The sequence below is a fragment of the Gemmatimonadota bacterium genome (genome assembly GCA_026705765.1).
Lineage (GTDB): Bacteria > Latescibacterota > UBA2968 > UBA2968 > UBA2968 > VXRD01.
In genome coordinates this window covers 1-18212 of sequence record JAPPAB010000139.1, presented here as the reverse complement: position 1 = coordinate 18212, position 18212 = coordinate 1, and the positions used below count along the sequence as shown (strand labels likewise).

The 18212-nt window shown below is 50.3% G+C and carries 15 protein-coding genes and 1 tRNA gene; 5 read left to right on the top strand and 11 right to left on the bottom strand.

Features of this window, described 5'->3' with window-relative positions; genetic code table 11:
* Positions 1–43 precede the first annotated feature (43 nt).
* The 6 genes from OXH16_18455 to OXH16_18430 form a co-directional block, all read right to left on the bottom strand.
* On the bottom strand, positions 44–1717 hold the full coding sequence (locus OXH16_18455) for a thiamine pyrophosphate-binding protein (GenBank protein ID MCY3683384.1): 1674 nt from the start codon (positions 1715–1717) through the stop codon (positions 44–46).
* A gap of 12 nt (positions 1718–1729) precedes the next feature.
* Positions 1730–2404: an NIPSNAP family protein gene (locus OXH16_18450; GenBank protein MCY3683383.1), complete on the bottom strand. Its 675-nt coding sequence runs from the start codon at positions 2402–2404 to the stop codon at positions 1730–1732.
* Positions 2405–2416: 12 nt separating this feature from the next.
* A complete protein-coding gene (locus OXH16_18445; protein MCY3683382.1) occupies positions 2417–4660 on the bottom strand; it encodes an arylsulfatase in 2244 nt (747 codons plus the stop codon).
* A gap of 22 nt (positions 4661–4682) precedes the next feature.
* Complete coding sequence (locus OXH16_18440; protein MCY3683381.1) at positions 4683–6920, bottom strand: arylsulfatase; 2238 nt, start codon at positions 6918–6920, stop codon at positions 4683–4685.
* Positions 6921–7035: 115 nt separating this feature from the next.
* Positions 7036–8487, bottom strand: a complete 1452-nt coding sequence (locus tag OXH16_18435; GenBank protein MCY3683380.1) for a sulfatase-like hydrolase/transferase — start codon at positions 8485–8487, stop codon at positions 7036–7038.
* 15 nt (positions 8488–8502) lie between these two features.
* Entirely contained in the window at positions 8503–9558 is a 1056-nt protein-coding gene (locus OXH16_18430; protein MCY3683379.1) for a phytanoyl-CoA dioxygenase family protein, read from the bottom strand.
* A gap of 514 nt (positions 9559–10072) precedes the next feature.
* Here OXH16_18430 and OXH16_18425 point away from each other — a divergent pair.
* The 4 genes from OXH16_18425 (at position 10073) to OXH16_18410 (ending at position 12383) form a co-directional block, all read left to right on the top strand.
* Positions 10073–10300 carry a hypothetical protein gene (locus tag OXH16_18425; protein ID MCY3683378.1) on the top strand — a complete coding sequence of 76 codons (228 nt, stop codon included), beginning with the start codon at positions 10073–10075 and terminating at the stop codon, positions 10298–10300.
* 54 nt (positions 10301–10354) lie between these two features.
* A complete protein-coding gene (locus tag OXH16_18420) occupies positions 10355–10864 on the top strand; it encodes a hypothetical protein (GenBank protein ID MCY3683377.1) in 510 nt (169 codons plus the stop codon).
* A 48-nt stretch (positions 10865–10912) separates the two neighbouring features.
* Positions 10913–11518, top strand: a complete 606-nt coding sequence (locus OXH16_18415; GenBank protein MCY3683376.1) for a hypothetical protein — start codon at positions 10913–10915, stop codon at positions 11516–11518.
* 61 nt (positions 11519–11579) lie between these two features.
* Positions 11580–12383, top strand: a complete 804-nt coding sequence (locus tag OXH16_18410) for a WG repeat-containing protein (GenBank protein ID MCY3683375.1) — start codon at positions 11580–11582, stop codon at positions 12381–12383.
* A gap of 122 nt (positions 12384–12505) precedes the next feature.
* Here the strand turns inward: OXH16_18410 and OXH16_18405 are convergent, their stop codons facing one another.
* From OXH16_18405 to OXH16_18385, 5 genes are all read right to left on the bottom strand, one after another.
* The gene (locus OXH16_18405) at positions 12506–12853 is read right to left on the bottom strand and encodes a hypothetical protein (protein ID MCY3683374.1); all 348 of its coding nucleotides are present in this window, start codon (positions 12851–12853) and stop codon (positions 12506–12508) included.
* Between the two features lie 81 nt (positions 12854–12934).
* Positions 12935–13180 carry a type II toxin-antitoxin system Phd/YefM family antitoxin gene (locus OXH16_18400; protein MCY3683373.1) on the bottom strand — a complete coding sequence of 82 codons (246 nt, stop codon included), beginning with the start codon at positions 13178–13180 and terminating at the stop codon, positions 12935–12937.
* 149 nt (positions 13181–13329) lie between these two features.
* Positions 13330–13405, bottom strand: a tRNA-Arg gene (locus OXH16_18395).
* A gap of 15 nt (positions 13406–13420) precedes the next feature.
* A complete protein-coding gene (locus tag OXH16_18390; GenBank protein ID MCY3683372.1) occupies positions 13421–13933 on the bottom strand; it encodes an adenine phosphoribosyltransferase in 513 nt (170 codons plus the stop codon).
* A 16-nt stretch (positions 13934–13949) separates the two neighbouring features.
* Entirely contained in the window at positions 13950–16811 is a 2862-nt protein-coding gene (locus OXH16_18385) for an FAD-binding protein (protein MCY3683371.1), read from the bottom strand.
* A gap of 132 nt (positions 16812–16943) precedes the next feature.
* On the opposite strand from OXH16_18385, the gene OXH16_18380 reads away from it, so the two are divergent.
* Positions 16944–18176, top strand: coding sequence for a DegT/DnrJ/EryC1/StrS family aminotransferase (locus OXH16_18380; GenBank protein ID MCY3683370.1), 1233 nt, complete (start codon positions 16944–16946; stop codon positions 18174–18176).
* Positions 18177–18212 lie beyond the last annotated feature (36 nt).

Genomic DNA, 18212 nt, shown 5'->3' with positions numbered 1-18212 from the left:
CAAAAAATGATGTTGAAGTGGTTTTCTGCGATCTTATATCCTGTTAGGCTGGCATCCAGGCTTTTGCAGCAATGCCTTCGAGATGGGTTTTGACATCGACGACAGCGGGTTTGCCTGCGTTGAGGGCTTGCTCAAGAGCACTTTGCAACTCGCTGATTTTGTTGACGGTGATGCCAAAGCATCCCATGGCTTCAGCCATCTTGGCAAAGTCTGCGTCTGGGAAGAGCCAGAGTTCATCAGAGCCTTTGGTACGACCGCCATAGGTATGTTCTACACCACCTTGTTCCTGGTTCAGCGAATGGTTGTTGTTGATGACGGTGACGGTGTTGATTTCGGATTTCATGGCGGTGTCGAGTTCGGTCATGTGATACCAGATGCCCCCATCGCCAGTGAAGCAAATGACGGGACGGTCTGGTGCGGCGCATTTGGCACCGAGGGCTGCGGGGAAACCCCAGCCGAGTGAACCAGAACAGCGGATATAAGATTGTGTGGGATATTTGAAGTCGAGCATGGTGCCGGTCCAGATGCCGGAGTGCCCTGTGTCGGAGACGAGTATGGCATCGGAAGGAAGAAAGTCAGACAGTTCTTTGCAGAGGCGTTCGGGACGCATGGGTTCGGTGTCGGAGTTGACATGTTTGGCCATGTCTTCTTTCCATGCGTTGACGAGTTCGTGGATGCGGGCGATCCATTGGGTGCGGGGCTCTGCTTTGCTGGCCTGATCAATCATGAGGCGCAATGTGTTTCGCACGTCGCCTTGAAGGCCGAGGGTGAGGGGATAGTTGCGACCCAATTCTTCGGCATTGATGTCGAGTTGAATGATGGGCGTGCCTTGTGGCGGCACTTTATACCCATTGGTAACCTGCCCGCCCGTATGACTGCCGATGAAGAAAACAAGATCGGTTTCAAACATGGCCTGATTGGCACAGGCGCGTGAGTATGAACCGGGTGTGCCGATAGCGAGTTCGTGATCGGCGGGAAACATGGCTTTGGCATTGAGGGATGTGGCAACGGGGATAGAAAGCTTCTCGGCAAGGGCGATGAGTTCGGCGCTGGCATCGGATGTGGTCACACCGCCACCGGCCATGATGATCGGCTTTTTGGCTTGAGAAAGAAGGCTGAGGGCTTCGGTGATCAATTCGGGTTCGGCCGTCGGGCGAAAAGGCGGAATCTGGGAAAAGGCAGATTCGATGACGACTTCAAAATCGGCTTCGGCTTCAACGACGACTTGACCGGCAAGACCTTGTAGATCGAGATGTACGGGACCGGGGGTGCCTGTGGTGGCTGATCGAAAAGCCTGCCGCAAATACACGGGCAACAGATCGACGGCGTGGACATCAGCGGTGTATTTTGTAACTGCACCAAACGGGTTTCGGTGATCGACTTCCTGATAGGCATGGCGGAGCTGATTGACATGGCTTTCTTTGCCTGTGATTGCGATAACAGGCGAGCAGGCAAGATAGGCGTCTTGAAGACCGGCAGCGAGGTTAACGGCACCAACGGATTGGGCCATACAAAGACCCGGACCGCGTCTGACGCGCGCATACGCATCGGCCATGTACGCGGCGGCTTTTTCTCCGTGGGTTTGCACGCGTTTCATGCCGAGATTTTCCATTTCCATCAATGCTCGGGGCGCGATGTAGGGCATAAAAAAGACGGTGTCTATTCCGTGGCCATGCACGGTTTCTGCGAGAAATCGTGCACCTGTCATTTGGGGCATTGGGGTCTCCTTTTATGGTCTTCTGCTGGTGATGGGACGCAGAACTTTGACGTTGGTATCGATGGTGATTTTTTTGCGATCTTGAATGGCTTTTTGGCCGATTTCCCAGACTTTGCCCATTTCTGGATCATCGGGTTGTGCGATGGTGCCAACATTTCTGTGATGGCCTTCCCAATGATACAGGCTGTCGTATCGCGTCATCATGTAGATGCGGTCTTCGGGTGCTGATTTGGTTATCCATTGGCCAATGGGGCGCACACCTTCGCCCCGGGTGACCCAGGGCCACCACTGATTTTCTGATAAGTCGGCAAAACGCGAAACGTCGGTGGGCGCGACTTTGAATGAGCGCAGCGTATAAATGCCAGGCTCTTTTTCGGGGGCGTCGCTATCGGGCTGTCTTTGCGTGAGGGGCAAGAGGGAAATACATTCGGTTTCGTGTACGAGTGCGGCACGTCCACTGCCTTCATTGGCGAGATTGTCCCAGTTTCGGGTTTCTTCCCAATGACCATGGCTGTCGTATCGCGTCATGAGAAAGATGCGTTCGGGGCCACCTATGGCAACGACCCAGAGGCCGAGTGCACGCGCTCCTTTTTCTTCGATGGCTGGCCAGATCTGTTCTTCGCTAAAGCGAACAAATTCGGCGTAGTCTTTGCGGTGAACGTGAAATGTGCGGATGGTATAGATCATTCAATCCTCCTCCTATTGACTACTCATCAGTTCTTCAAGCAGGGTATTTTGATCCACGATCTCTTCACCTACGGCCTCGATCACCACATTGAAGATTTGGCCTGAGAATACAAACGGGGCGTTGTAGTGATCGTCAACGGATGTCTGGCTATCTCGCCCCACTTCAAAGGGTTCGTTGACAAAGTTATATTGGCGAAATGGTGATATAAGACCTTCGCCCGCAGGCTGGTCATTTACAAAGAAACGTGCACGCCCTTCATCTTCTCCGGTTTTCACCACATCAAGACGAAGTGTTACATTGCCCGGTGGAATTGTCACTGATGAAGAAATGCGTTTTTGATCGCCGGAGTGGTTGTTTGTATAGTGCAGGCGATTGTCGTGGATGAATAAGCTCCAGCCACCAAATCGACCACCATCGGCGACAATAGTACCTTCGACGTCCGTTGATTTACGTTCAATGCGTGCGGTAATGCGATGTGAGAGACCGAGCACTCTTGGGCCGGATTTAAAATGGTGGGGCAGTACCGCATCCTGGTATAATACCCAGCGATCCTTGGGTTCAGGCCACCAGCCCACACCATTTCTGCCAACTATATCATCCAGAGGTAAGACGCCGTATTGCTCCGCTTCACGCCACCAGAGGTCGATCAATTCTCTTAATTTTTCAGGATGCTGATCTGCCAGGTTGTCTATCTCGGCCAGGTCCTGATCCAAATGATAAAGCTCCCATTCGTCTGTATCGAAGTCGGTGCCTCTGGTGTGGAAAGTCACGGCTTTCCAGCCTTCGTGCCAGATCGCTCTTTGACCAGTCGTTTCGAAATACTGGATTTTTTTTTGGGTATCCGCAGTATTGTCATTCAGTGTGTGAGCCATCGACGTACCATGCAAAGGGATTTGTTCTACGCCGTTCACCTGATTGGGCAGATCCAGCCCCAGAAGGTCTAACAGGGTCGGGGTTATATCCACCACATGATAAAACTGTCGCCGCGTTTCGCCTTTGGCCTGGATCCCCGCTGGCCAACGGATGAGCAACGGTGCGCGGACACCGCCTGCATAGGTATTTCCTTTATAGCGTTTGAACGGCGTGTTGCCCGCCATCGCCCAGCCGGAAGGATAAATGGGATAGCTTAGAGGACCGCCGAGGTCATCAATGTGGGCGAGATTTTCCTCAACTGTGGGTGGATCTCCTATGCGGGAACGCAGATGATGGTAGCTACCGTGAGGACCACCCAGAGATGCTGCGCCATTGTCAGAAAGGGCGATCACAATGGTGTCGTGGCGTTTACCGAGTGCATCCAACTGGGCAAGCAAACGGGCGATTTGAACATCGGTGTGTTCCATGAAGCCAGCGAAGATTTCCTCGAACCTGGATGCAAGGCGTTGCTCATCTGCGCTGAGTTCATCCCAGACCTGCACACCTGCATTCCGCGAGGTGAGACGTTGATCATCAGGCAATAGACCGGATGCTTTCTGGCGAGTTAGGGTTTTGTCACGCGCAACATCCCAGCCATCGTCAAACCGACCTTTGTATTTGTCTGCAAATTCTCGTGGCACGTGGTGGGGTGAATGACCAGCCGCAAATGCCAGGTATAGAAAGAAGGGTTTGTCGGGGTCTGCCGAAACCAACTGCCGAAGCCATTTGCAAGATTGGTCGACGATATCCTCAGATAGGTGATAGTCTTCGACGGGTGGCTGTTCTATGCGCTCGTTGCCCATGACGAGTTCGGGATGCCACTGGTTGGTCTCGCCAGCCAGGAAACCATAGAAGCGGTCAAAGCCACGTTGTAAAGGCCAGTGATCATAGGACCCTGCCGGACTCGTGTCATCGATGGCATTCAAGTGCCATTTGCCTGCGGCGAGGGTCTGATAGCCATGGGGTCGCAATAGTTCAGCCAGATTGGCGGCTTCTTTGGAAATAAACCCGCGTGTATTGGGAAAGCCGTTGTTCATCTCAGTCACGCGGCCCATACCGACACTATGATGGTTTCGACCCGTCAACAAGCAAGTGCGGGTAGGGGAACACAGTGGGGTTACATGGAAATTCGCATATCGCAAGCCATCTTCTGCTAAACTGTCCAGCGCAGGTGTCTCAATGTCAGAGCCATAACAGCCCAATTGTGAATACCCGACATCGTCTAACACAATCATCACGATGTTGGGCGACTGTTTTAACTCAGTCGGTTTCGTGATCCATGATGCAGTCGAGTCTTCAAAGGTCCGACCGATGATCCCATTGAAATGCCTGTCATGTTCCATATATCATTCTCTGATTAGTTCCTCACCTGAGTTCTACGTATATATCTACAAAATGGATAACGCCAGTGAATTCAAAAGGTGTACGATAAACGCTCGCGATGGGTGAATGTCGGTTGCGACCGACTTCTACACCGCGCATCTTTGACCTGCGTGTGGCGTCTGGAATTTGGATCGAACCGATTGTCTCGCCATCTCCCGTGAGCGTGATGGTTCCCGTGCCATCGTCGGCTGTTTCGAACGCAGCGCCCACGGTAATACGACCATTGGGAAGCGTCGTTGTGGAACGACCTGAGATTGTTTGACCCAGCGCGTTATACACAAAGCACAGGGTGCCATTCTGTATAAATAAAGAAAATCCATCGAGGGATTTTCCCTGGGCATAGATGACGCCTTCGGTTTCTGGCAGGATCTCAACTTCGGCAGTTAATGACCAGTTCCCCTGTTCCAGGGCGGGCGATTGTTTTGATGCAATGCGAGCCATTGGCGGAACAAAATGATACGTCAGCGAATCGGGTTCCGCAGTGGTGGGGCGCGGTGGCAGCCCAGAGCGCAGAGGCAAGACGCCATAGCGTCCGGCTTCTACCCACCATCTTTCAATCAGCTTTTTCAGTTGGTCTGGCTCGGCCTTTGCGAGGTTATTGGATTGCGAAAAATCTTCATCAAGATAATATAATTCCCATTCGTCATCATTATAATCGTCGTCTGGGTCGTGTCTGGTAACGGCCATCCAGCCGTCGAGCCAGAGCGCACGGTTGCCCATCATTTCAAAATACTGAACAGGTTTTTGCGTAGGGCAATCTCTGTCGTCAAAAGTGTAGGCCATGCTCGTTCCCGTAATAGGCATCTGATCGTATCCACGGTAGCACGACCGAGGTTGTAAATTGAGTACTTCAAGTATTGTCGGTGTGAGATCTGAAACGAAGTGGAACTGCCCCCTTACACCGCCAGCATCTTTTATGGATAGTGGATAATGAATAATCATCGGCACCCGTACACCCCCTGCGTGTGTATCCTGTTTATACCAGGGCAAGGGTGTGTTGCCGACCTGAGCCCAACCCCAGGGGATATCGGTGTAGCTGTGTGGGCTTCCGATATCATCCAGCTTTTCCTGTATGGCATCAAAGTCTTCTTCTGGTAAAGCGCGACCGGTTTTCCCGCCTATAGTCTGCCCATCGTTTGTGGCATTGCGCAGGGGGCTGGGTCCGATGTTCATAACACCATAAGGACCACCGTTTTGGCTGGTGCCGTTGTCGGCGGTGAGGATCAGGAGTGTGTTGTCCAACTGGTCGATGGCGCGCAGATGTTCGATCAAGCGTCCGATCTGTGCATCTGTATGTTCGAGGAAACCTGCCCATGTTTCCTGCAGCCGGCACACGAAATTTTTCTCATTCTGGCTCAGTGTTTCCCACGGTTGTACTCCGGGATTCCTGGGTGGCAGGCGAGTGCCGTCGGGAATAATCCCAAGTTCGGTTTGCTTTTGGAAATAGCGCTCGCGGATGACGTCCCATCCCTCGTCAAAACGACCGCGGTATTTTTCGATGTATTCTTTCGGCGCTTGATGTGGGTTATGCATAGCCCCTGGCGCAAAATACATGAAGAACGGTGTTTCTGGACGCATGGCCTTGAGGTCATTGACAAACTCGATGGCGTGATCTACCAGGTCTTCTGTGAGGTGATAGCCCTCTTCTGGTGTTTTTGAAGGCGACACTGGATGATTGTCATAGGTCAGTTCTGGATAGAACTGGTCGGTAGCACCCGGCAGGAAGCCGTAGAAGCGATCGAACCCGCGTTGCAATGGCCATTCGGCGTGAGATCCACCAGCCGAGTTCTGTGTGCTGGGGTTAAGGTGCCATTTGCCCAGGGCAAAGGTGGCGAAGCCTTCTTCGCTCAGCATCTCTGCCAGGGTAGCTGCGTGTCGGCTCACGCGACTTCGACGGTTGGGAAACCCAGCATCACCGCCATCGACAATCGTCGACATACCAACGGCATGGTGGTTACGGCCGGTTAACAGAGAGGCTCGGGTCGGGGAACACAGGGGCGTGACATGAAAATTGTTGTACCGCAACCCGTTTGCTGCGAGGGCGTCCATGTTTGGTGTTTCGATTGTCGAACCATAGCAACCCAGATTGCCGAATCCGGTATCATCCAGAAGAATCACAAGGACGTTTGGAGTGCCGTCTGACGATGGAGGGGAAAGCCAATCTGGCTCTGAATCCTTGTAGGAGATGCCTATCTTACCACGAAAATTTGATTCCATCATTCTTCCACATCCATTTCTTCTGCCCACGATTGAAGGTCAGCCATCAGTCGCCGTATCCTAAATCATCGCAGTAAATGACAACCAGGTTGGGTCGGTCCTTCGACATTTCATTCTCCTATTTTTCAAGCGGAAAGCCTCTTGGATCTCCGCCCACAGGAACCGTATCAGAGGTTTTCATAAACCAATCGAGCATGGCTCTTTCCAGGTCTGATTTTGTCTCTTGCATACCAGGATCATCAATCAAATTTTCTAACTCTCGTGGATCATTCTCCAGATCGTATAATTCGTCCTGACCGGCTGTGCGTCGAATAAGTTTGTGATTCAAACTCCTGATCATGGTCGTGCGGCAGACACTTTCGGGTATTTCTTGTTGCAATTTGCCTTTGGGCAAATAGATGCTATCCTGCTCGGGATTTTTATTCCACAAGTTCCATCGTCCTTCAAACACATGCGGTTCTTGGGGCTCATAGCCCCCTTCTGCGAATACCAATCTGTTTTTGTCTTCTGCTTCTCCGTGGAGTTGAGGCACAAAGGATCTGGCGAAATGCGTGTGTGTGGTCGAAAGACCGGCCAGTTCCAGAACGGATGGCATGATGTCAAACATTTCAACGGGGCCTTCAACCACATGACCTGCTTTGTTACCGGGTGCTTTGACCAATAGCGGTACGTGCGTCAGTGTATCGCTGTAATCACTGGGCCATTTTTCAACGAGGCCATAGTCGCCTGCCCAGTCACCGTGATCAGATGAAACAATGAGAACCGTATTTTCAAAAAGGCCCTTCTCCTCCATAACAGCCATCAGCTCTCCGAGAAGCCAGTCGGTAAAACTGATCATGCCGAGATAAGCGGCATTCAACTTTCGAAAGAAAGCATCTGACAATTCATCAAGGCGACGGTATTTCCTGATGAGCGTGTAGAAATCTGGCTTTTTGTCCAGGTCTGGAGGTCGCAAATCCGGTATATCTTTGGGATCATACATGTCGTAAAAATCAGGGTGGGTGGTATAACTTGGATGGGGTTGGAGAAGTGGCAAAAATAAAAAGAAGGGATTGTCATCGTCATTGCGATTGCGCAAAAAATCGATTCCCGATTTGACTTTCACATAGTCGGCAACCTCTTCTCTTTCGCAGTCGAGGGGGAGATAGTCAAAGCTATAGAATTCTTTGTCGCCACTTTGCCAGCGGTTCTTTCTTTTGTCGTCTTTGTGTTCATAATATTCTTTGATGCAGGACAAACTTCCGGGCGCGAGCATATCGTTTTTGCCAAACCAGTGAATATCGTAGCCAGCTTCATGGAGATATTTAAAAAGATGGGGTTCGTGAGGTCTGATCAGATGCCACATGGAGCGATGTCCGGCACAGTGAGGATAAAGCCCCGTCATCATCGAAACTCTGGAAGGCGTACACTGGGCATTTTGCACATGGCATTGATCAAAGCGAATGCCTTCTGCTGCGAGGCGATCGTAATTTGGGGTTTTGATCAATGGATGACCGTAACAGCCCAAACTTTCGGCTCGCATTTCGTCGGGCTGAAAAAATATGAAATTCAGTAGTTTTTGGTTGGCCATTACAACTCCTGTATATCAACCGATTGTTGGCTTGTTGGTCAGCAGCGCTGTTATATCCTTCTGTTCTCTATCATTTAGTTCATTGAAAATGGGACTCTCCACGAGGCGTTCATACGTGGCTGTGGTGTCGTTTTTGGGCAGAACATCTGGTGCTTGAAACGATTGTAGCATTGCAGCTCTTTTCTGCTGGCTGCGGTTGATGCCTGCTCGATGCCACATCCTGGCATCGTAGAGGATAACGCTACCACTGGGCGCTTCTATCACATCGGCTTCAGGGCCGTGATAGGGAAAGCGACTCGCTTGTGTGTCGTTCCACTCTGGTGGTGGTGGCGTATCTGATAGATGTGAGCCCAGTTTAAATGCTGTTGCACCGCGAATCCTGGTAAAGTCAGACACACAGACATTGCGTTGCATGGCCTTAATGGGTCCCTTTCTGTCGGGAGGCTCATTGCCACCGGTTGACGCCGAATAGGGAAAATCAGAGTGCCAACCGCCCAATTTTCTTTTGCCATCATCCGGGTACTCGATTCTAAAACCGGGTGGATGCGAGAGGTGTAAATCGCGGGCTCCCATATACTGCCTGGCCAACCAAATGGAGATGGGCTCAATGGTTGCTCTGGCAACAGAGACACTCTGACATATCCTGGGTATGTCGGTGTTCATTTCCAGGTGTTCGTAACGATCTGTACCGGCGACGCGTTCCATATCTTCTAAAATGTCTGGTGGCAGAATACAGGTCAGACAGACCCACCCTTCGCGCTTTAAGTGTTCGAGATATTCAGACGGCAATTTTTCAGGGCCGTGATAGGTGGTGAAGGTCATATCGTCTGAACCGATAGACAATGTGCAGACATCCTCATCGATATTGCTGGATACATCTTTACCGGTTGCCACGTGCTTTATGCCTTCTGGTGTGCGATCCCAGATCACACGATCGTCGGCTTCGTCGTGCAAGGCGAGTTCGCTACTTTCATCAAGGCCGAGCATAGAACCGTCAGGTGCAATCAGAAATACGAAGTGATGCTTTGGAGGCTCTATCTTTACGACACGCTCCTGAAATTCCCGTTCCATTTTCTGGCTCCTTAGATCTTCTCAAATTGATCCTTTAGATTTACAATCGACTCATCGTGACTTCCCGGTATGGTCAGGTAAAATAACGTATGGATTTCGCCTTTTGTATCCTCAAATAACTATAAAATAAAAAATATAACATATAATTGCAAAATGAGAAAAATGGGAATCAAAGGCTCTTAAATTGTGTTTCATATATTCTTAATATCGGCAATCACTATATATGGTCAAATATCGCGATATATAGTGATTAAGAATATAAAATTTCAGACTGATTCTTATATTTTATTTTTTAATTACTTAAATATAAATAATACTTTATGAATAAAAATATCTTGTGGCAAATTACGTTGGCACGGATATTGCATTGTTAAAATTATATTTGCAAAGCAGGACCAGCCGTGATATTTCTCAGCAAAAACGAGAAAAGGCTCTGTCGGATTGGTAGTCAGCCAGTGGTCCTCTCTGACACAACATACAGAGCAGATATGGTCCAGCAAATAAGGAGACACCTGTGATTTTACCACCAGAAAAATATCCCTTTGGATTAAAAATGGAGATGGCAATAGGTGAAGTTGAGAATCGCGTGAAATCTATGGCGGGATTGAAGTGGGAGCGCAATGACGAAAATACCATAACCATCTACGATGTGCCGTTTGAAAGTCGCCGTCTCGATCTAATTTGTAGGTTTAGATTCGACGGCAATCTCTATGATATATATGGAGTTGATCCGTTTTGGTAGGTCCCTTAGGAGTTGTTAGAAAGCCGCCAGGTATCTGTTTGGGAAATAGCAGAAATGTTTATCCGTAGTGTCGCGGTCTCGCGCGATGGTTCAAAACTCGCTACTGGCGGGGCCGGATTCCGCAACGACACAAAAATAAAAGTGTGGGATGTGGCAACACGAGACAGCATTGCCCTGCCTGGAGGATTGCCAGAGGGCGCTGTCTATTCTGTCGCCTTTTCACCCCACGGGCAACGGCTCGCGTTAGGGATGGAAGATGGGGTTGTGGTGCTGTGCAATATCTCAGAAGATGCGCCACCATTAACGGGGGGAACGCCACCACCACAACCACCACCACAACCACCACCACAACCACCACCACAACCACCACAACCACCGCAACCGCCCTCACCTGATTTTGATGGCAACGGGGTAGTGGACTTTGCCGACTTTCTGCTATTTGTCGTAACTTTCGGCTCTCGACAAGGCGATCCTGGCTATGATGCCCGCTACGATTTGGATGGGGATGGTGCTATTGAATTCGATGATTTTTTAATCTTTGTGAATGCCTTTCATAAAGGCTAAACAAACCCGCTATTGTCGCGCCAGTCCACCCAACCAAAGGAGAGAGTCATGCAAAAAATCACCACGTCCGTCTTGTCCCTGGTATTGGTACTGTTTGTGTTGAGAGGTCTGGCATTGCCAAAAGACATGACCCACATCCCGGACAGGGACTTCAATACGTTGAAAGCCGCAGGAAACAGAAACCCCACAGGGAGCTGGTCGGATGGAACGACCATGTGGGTGGTGAACAGTGGCTACGGTAGGATTTATGCCTACGGCGGCCTGGGCACCACTGATCAGGGCATTGTGAGTGAGCAGGCCATCCAGGACTTTTCAATGAAAATCAGAGGCTCGACGGGAACCCTGAAGGTTTGCGTGCGTGACCACGAGTGCGAAGATGGCGATAGGATCAAGGTCGAGGTCGATGGCAGGAGCATATTTTCCGGAGAAATTGACAACGACTGGGACTGCTACACGCTGAATGTGTGGGCAGGAGAAAGCTATGCAGTGGAATTGACAGCGCTCAACGGCACGGGATACAAGGGAGACTGTAGCTACCGAGACGAAAACACGGGTGAGATCCGTGTTACCGGAGAGAACACAGAAACCCAGGTATGGCGTCACCATGGAGGAGCCGGGTCGAAAGCACGCATCATCGTGGAAAGAACCTGGTGAGGTCCAAATGAGGTCGCAAGTCATGTCTGTTATTAAGCCTGAAAGAAAGGGGTTGAGTATAATGAACAAGCTATTATACATCCTGATTTGCTCAACATTGCTATTTTCAAGCTCCGATGCGGAACAGGGCGAGATAGAATATGTTATCATTCCACAATTTGACCGTGCTTATTCTTTTTCAGAAGGTTTAGCTGGTGTGAAAATTGGTGACAAGTGGGGGTATGTCAATAAGGAAGGACAATATGTTATCATTCCACAATTTGACCGTGCTTATTCTTTTTCAGAAGGTTTAGCTGGTGTGAAAATTGGTGACAAGTGGGGGTATGTCAATAAGGAAGGACAATATGTTATCATTCCACAATTTGACCGTGCTTATTCTTTTTCAGAAGGTTTAGCTGGTGTGAAAATTGGTGACAAGTGGGGGTATATCAATAAGGAAGGACAATATGTTATCATTCCACAACTTGACGAAATCTGGTATTTTTCAGAAGGTTTAGCTTATGTGAAAATTGGTGACAAGTATGGGTATATCAATAAGGAAGGGCAATATGTTTTCCAGCCGCAATTTGACGATGCCTGCTTTTCTTTTTCAGAAGGTTTAGCTCGTGTGAAAATTGGTGACAAGTGGGGGTATGTCAATAAGGAAGGGCAATATGTTTTCCAGCCGCAATTTGACTCTGCTTGGCCTTTTTCAGAAGGTTTAGCTCCTGTGAAGATTGGTGACAAGTGGGGGTATGTCAATAAGGAAGAGCAATATGTTATCCAGCCGCAATTTGACTCTGCTGGGTCTTTTTCAGAAGGTTTAGCTCCTGTGAAGATTGGTGATAGGTGGGGATATATCAATCAGGATGCTTTTGAAAAATGATTGGAGTAGATTTGACCCATTTAGTGGCTATTTTATTTTTTTTTAAAGAAAGAAAAATCATATCCAGCTAAATGTGCTTGCGAGCATCAACACGGGAAATAACATCCTAATATCAGTAACACCTATATTCCCACGCTCAACGCTGGAGAAAACATGTCAAAATCTAAACGGCCTATTGGTCGCCCAAAGACAAGCGACCTGGTAACGTTCTCGGTAAAGATTCCCCGCAAGCTACAAGCCCAACTCGACAAGGCTGCCTTGATGTCCCTGGCAATCGTCACAGCCACAACGGGATTCATTTTGCCCTCATAGCCCACCAACTCGCCCTTGCCTCTCAACGCCCAACAAATGTCATGAAACCTCAACACCGCGGCCTCTGTGTCCTCACGTTCCGCAATCTTCATTTCGTCTTGTTCAACTACCCGATCGGGATCGTTAGCCCGCCACCAGATTTCATTTGCTGATCGCACAACCTGGTGTCCTGTCTCCATCTGTCACCCACATATTTTGCTCCTTCAAAAGTTAAGCCCGCAATGCGCGTGAGACGTGCGTTATTGGGTGCGTTGACGCCACCCTCTTATTCTACCTCTCTCTTGCCTGACAAGTGTGACGATTTCCTGTGTAGAGATGTCTGCCTTGATTGAAGGAACATCCAGCGGTGACCCGGTGGGACGCTCCGGCACCAGGGCATAAATCCTGCCGTCTTGTCTGCGTATAAGAACCTTACCTGACGACTCAGCTTTGTCCAGCACACTGGAGAGTTTTTGCCTGGCTTCTGAATACGTATATACGTCCATCTTACCCCTCCAAATTAACGAGGTTGATATTGAGTTCGTCTGCGGCCCGTCTAAGGCTTTGGTCCAGCGTTAATAAGGGCGCTGCATGCCGCTGTCTAAAGAAATGTCAAGGGATATGTACACCACCTTGACCAGCGAGACGATACAATTGGTGCCCCTGGCAGGACTCGAACCTGCGCCCAACGGATTAGGAATCCGCTACTCTATCCTCTGAGCTACAGGGGCACCTTATTGATACTGTCAATAGTGAATCAGCGTGTGAATGGGCCAATTCCCGAGCTTTTCGCGTCCGTTTAAATAGTCCAATTCAATAACAAAAGAGATACCGACGATTTTTCCTTTGAGTTCAGATACAAGCTGACACGCAGCAGCCATTGTGCCACCGGTTGCGAGTAAATCATCCACAATAGCGACCTTTTGGCCTTTGGCGATTGCGTCTGTGTGAATCTCAATCCTATCTGTTCCGTATTCCAATTCATATTCCGCAGAAATCGCGTCTGCTGGCAGCTTGCCGGGTTTGCGGATCGGCACAAATCCCACACCGAGTTCACGCGCGAGTGCTGTCCCAAAAATAAATCCACGCGACTCAATCCCCACAACGAGATCAACAGCCCCATTGCGATAGGGGTGTGCAAGTTGTTCTATCGTCGCGCGAAGCGCATCTGCATCACCAATCAGAGTCGTAATATCTTTGAACAAGATACCCGCTTTGGGAAAGTCTGGCACCTCGCGAATAAATTCTTTTAAGTCCACTATTTTCTCCTGTGTATTACGTATTTTCCTTGTCCAGGGCATCTGCTAATACCTCAGCAGGATGACGGGCAGTGCGCCCTGTGGCGTGTGCGATCTGCTGCCTGCACGACAACCCTGCTGCGGCAATTTCAGTTGTGTCGTCTGCGTCGCGAACCACCTGAAGCAGCCGCGACTCACCCACTTTGAGCGACACGTCGTAGTGCTCGGCTTCGTATCCAAAAGAACCCGCCATGCCGCAACAACCCGACTGAATGGGCGTCACGGAAAAGCCCTCGGGCATTCCCAACGCAGCCTCAGACGGTCCTATCCCCCAAAGAGCCTTCTGATGACAGTGGCCGTGGAGCAAGATATCTTTTTTAAGATCGGTAAATGGCACGGAAAATTCGCCCTGTTCGGAAAATGTCTGCACAAACGCTTCAAAAGTATAAATATTGTCGGCTACGGCACGCACGCGCGGATCGTCAATTAAATCGCCGTATTCATCCGTGAACATCGAAACACACGACGGTTCAAATCCCACAATGGGATATCCCTGTAAGGTATATTGATAGAGATTTTCAATATTAAACAGGGCGTTTTCTTTTACGCGATCGATATAGCCACTCGAAAGCATCGGACGACCACAGCATCGCTTTACGGCCAAAATTACCTCATAACCCGCTGCTTCAAACAAGGCTGTGGCTGCCTTGCCAATTTCGGGATAATTGTAGGTCATATACGTATCGGCAAAAAACACGACGCGTTTATTTTTTGGAGGCGCGTTGCGACTGGCGAACCAGTGTGTAAATGTCTGACGCGCAAATGGCGGCAGTGACCGTGCAGGCGCGATCCCAAGACGCTTCATCATCCACTTTGAAATACCCATACTGGACAAACGATTGGCAAGAGGTGCGATGAGGCATCCGAGTTTGCCCATTAATTCCACATTGCCAAATAAGATAGACCGCAAGGGGCGTCCGTGTTTGGCGTAATAATGCGCCTTAAATTCATACTTGATTTTCGCCATATCCACATTGGACGGACACTCGGCTTTGCATGCCTTACATTCCAGACAAAGCGCGAGCACATCGTTGATGCGATGATCCGTAAGTCCGCCTTCCCACCGTCCCGAAATCGCCGCTCGAAGCGCGTTTGCCCGCCCCCGTGTCGAATGCTCTTCTTCCAGCGTTGCCATATAAGACGGACACATCGTGCCCACCAATTTTTTGCGACACTCACCCACCCCATTGCACATTTCAATGGCGCGGTGGAGTCCCCCATCGGCAGAAAAATCGAAGTGGGTATTTATCTCGTGCGCGCGATATTCTGTCCCATAACGCAAATTTTCGGTCATCATCGGCGCATCGACAATTTTGCCGGGATTCATCAGCCCCTTGGGATCAAAAGCGCGTTTGACCTCCCGAAAAGCCTCGTAAAGCATCGTGCCAAAGAACGTTTCGTTCCAGCAACTCCGAACGAGGCCATCTCCGTGTTCCCCACTCACAGCACCGCCGTATTTCATCACCAGATCGCGCACGGATTCAGCGATAAATCGCATTTTGGCGATCTCGTCGGCCTCTTTGAGATTGACCATCGGCCGAACGTGTAGCAAACCCACGCTGGCGTGTGCATAATAACCCGCGCGCGTGTTGAGCGATTTCACCAGTGCTCCAAACTCAGAAATATAATCGGGTAGCCTCTCCGGCGGAACAGCGGCGTCTTCAACAAAAGCAATGGGTTTAGAATCGCCTTTTACGCCCATGAGCAGACCCAGGCCTGCCTTGCGGACATTCCAAACATTGGCCTGCTCGACATCGGAAACAGCACGAGAAAAAGTATATTCGAGATTCTGATTGTCCAACAGCGCTTCGAGTTCGTCCAGCTTAGGAACCAGTTCACCCTCTGACTCTCCGTAGTATTCAACAGCCAGCACAGCCTCTGGATCCCCCTGTACCCAGGAACGCATCCTGGACAGCTCCATAGAGCCTCTGGTCTGATCGAGAATCATCTTATCGATCAGTTCTACCGCGGCCGGAGCCGTTTCCAGGATCGGCGCGACGGCTTTCATAGATGCAATCAGGTCGTCGAATTGAACAATGCCCAACACCTTTGCCTGGGGCAGTGGAATTACCCTGAGTTTTGCCCCGACAACTGTCGCCAGAGTCCCCTCAGATCCAATGACCATGCGCGCGAGATTGAACGGTTGCTTTTTGATAAATTCATCGAGATTATATCCACCGACCCGCCGCAAAATTTTGGGATATCGCCGCTCAATTTCTTCCGCATTCTCCCGCGCTATGCGGATCACTTCCCGATACGCCTGACCTTCGAGGTCTTGTTGCTCGCACTTTTGTTGCACAGCAGGCTCGTCTAACTCCCCCACCGTTATTTCTGTACCGTCGGACAAGACCAGATCGAGTTCCAAAACGTGATCTATAGTCTTGCCGTAAATAACCGAATGCGCGCCCGCCGAATTATTGGCCACCATGCCCCCGATTGTCGCGCGGCTGCTGGTCGCCACATCGGGCGCAAATTGCAATCCGTGCGGTTTGAGAAATGCATTGAGTTCATCGAGTATCACGCCAGGCTCGACCCTGACCCAACCTTCTCCGGCATTGAAGTCGAGAATGCGATTCATGTATTTCGACATATCCATCACAATACCGCTACCCACCACACCGCCAGCAAGCCCGGTACCGCCGCCTCGGGGGATGAGCGGTGCATCGTGTTCATTGGCGAGGTTGATGACATGCAAAACATCTTGTTTGTGTTTGGGCAAAACAACGCCAACGGGTTCAATTTGATACATGCTCGCATCTGTGCTATAAAGAATACGCGACATCTTATCAAACCGCACTTCACCCTCAATTTTTTGCATCAATATTTCCGCGAGGTTCATCGTCGATTATCCTCTCTTGATAACTTGACAATCAGTCTATAAATCGTACCTTGAATAACAGATTAAATATACATCCCGCCTGACGACGGGTCAAGGCGCGTCGTCTCCAATATATCCAACAAGGAGCTTTACATGTCAGAAACACTCGCAATAGATGGTGGTGTTCCCGTGCGCGATACCAAAGCGTCTCATTGGCCGACATGGCCGGATAACACAGAGCGGGAATGGGAAGAAGAAATCGTTCCCATCCTCAAAGAAGTCTATCTCGGTCACACCGAAGGTCTCCCCGCCCCTGTGGGACACCGCTTTGGTCAGGCATTTGCCGCCTATTGCGATGCGGCGTATGGCGTGATGATGCCCAGTGGAACCACATCTATTGCGGCCGGATTATCCGCCGCGCTCGACCTCGACGGCCTCGTCGATGGCGGCGAAGTCATCATTCCCAACTACACGTTTATTGCCACTGCAAGCGCGCCCCTTTCGGTGCGGTGCTCTCTGGCTCTGGTCGATATTGATCCCGTGAGTTTTACCATGTCGCCCGAAGCTGTCGAAGCTGCCATCACAGACCAGACAGTCGCGCTCCTTCCCGTTCACCTGGGGGGACACCCGGCGGACATGGATGCAATCAATGATATTGCAAGTAAGCACAATCTCAAAGTTATCGAAGACTGCGCTCAGGCACACGGCGCCGAGCACAAAGGCCGCAAAGTGGGTTCTTTGGGCCATGTGGGTGCATTCAGCTTTCAGTCGAGCAAAAACTTGACCTCGGGCGAAGGCGGGTGTCTTCTCACCAATGATCGAGACCTCAGAGACCGGGCATGGGCATTCCGTGATGTGGGGCGACGACCTGGAGGTGAGCGATGGGAATATCCCCGTCTGGGCTGGAATTATCGCACCTCTGAGTATCTGGCAGGCATCCTGTTAAAACGACTGCCAAAACTCGAACCTCAAATCGATTTGCGCAATAAAAATGCAGCTTATCTCAGCAAGGGTCTGGACGAAATTGGCGGATTGGAACCACCGCGATGGCATCCCTGGGTCACGCAGCACGGCTATCACCTCTATATGATGCGCTACAACAGCGAGGCATTCGGAGGGAAAAACCGCGGTGAATTTATCGCGGCCTTACAGGCCGAAGGTATTCCCTGCACACCTGGCTACCAGCGGCCCTTAACCGATGAAGGTGGCCTCAAAACCGTGATGGACCGACATCCACACCTGATTCGCCGTTTGCCGTGTCCGCATGTGGAAGCAATATGCGCCTCCAGTGTCTGGTTCTTGCAAAATATGCTATTGGGAGAACGGGAAGACATGGACGATATTTTAACAGCTGTCGCCAAAATCAAACGCGCGTTTGCTGCCTGAGGGGGATGACATGGCAATTGCCAAACGTCTCCTATT

Excerpts from the sequence above, each read along its gene's own strand:
- OXH16_18455 (MCY3683384.1), bottom strand. The coding sequence starts at position 1,717 with ATGCCCCAAATGACAGGTGCACGATTTCTCGCAGAAACCGTGCATGGC.
- OXH16_18450 (MCY3683383.1), bottom strand. The coding sequence starts at position 2,404 with ATGATCTATACCATCCGCACATTTCACGTTCACCGCAAAGACTACGCC.
- OXH16_18445 (MCY3683382.1), bottom strand. The coding sequence starts at position 4,660 with ATGGAACATGACAGGCATTTCAATGGGATCATCGGTCGGACCTTTGAA.
- OXH16_18440 (MCY3683381.1), bottom strand. The coding sequence starts at position 6,920 with ATGATGGAATCAAATTTTCGTGGTAAGATAGGCATCTCCTACAAGGAT.
- OXH16_18435 (MCY3683380.1), bottom strand. The coding sequence starts at position 8,487 with ATGGCCAACCAAAAACTACTGAATTTCATATTTTTTCAGCCCGACGAA.
- OXH16_18430 (MCY3683379.1), bottom strand. The coding sequence starts at position 9,558 with ATGGAACGGGAATTTCAGGAGCGTGTCGTAAAGATAGAGCCTCCAAAG.
- OXH16_18420 (MCY3683377.1), top strand. The coding sequence starts at position 10,355 with ATGTTTATCCGTAGTGTCGCGGTCTCGCGCGATGGTTCAAAACTCGCT.
- OXH16_18415 (MCY3683376.1), top strand. The coding sequence starts at position 10,913 with ATGCAAAAAATCACCACGTCCGTCTTGTCCCTGGTATTGGTACTGTTT.
- OXH16_18410 (MCY3683375.1), top strand. The coding sequence starts at position 11,580 with ATGAACAAGCTATTATACATCCTGATTTGCTCAACATTGCTATTTTCA.
- OXH16_18400 (MCY3683373.1), bottom strand. The coding sequence starts at position 13,180 with ATGGACGTATATACGTATTCAGAAGCCAGGCAAAAACTCTCCAGTGTG.
- OXH16_18385 (MCY3683371.1), bottom strand. The coding sequence starts at position 16,811 with ATGAACCTCGCGGAAATATTGATGCAAAAAATTGAGGGTGAAGTGCGG.
- OXH16_18380 (MCY3683370.1), top strand. The coding sequence starts at position 16,944 with ATGTCAGAAACACTCGCAATAGATGGTGGTGTTCCCGTGCGCGATACC.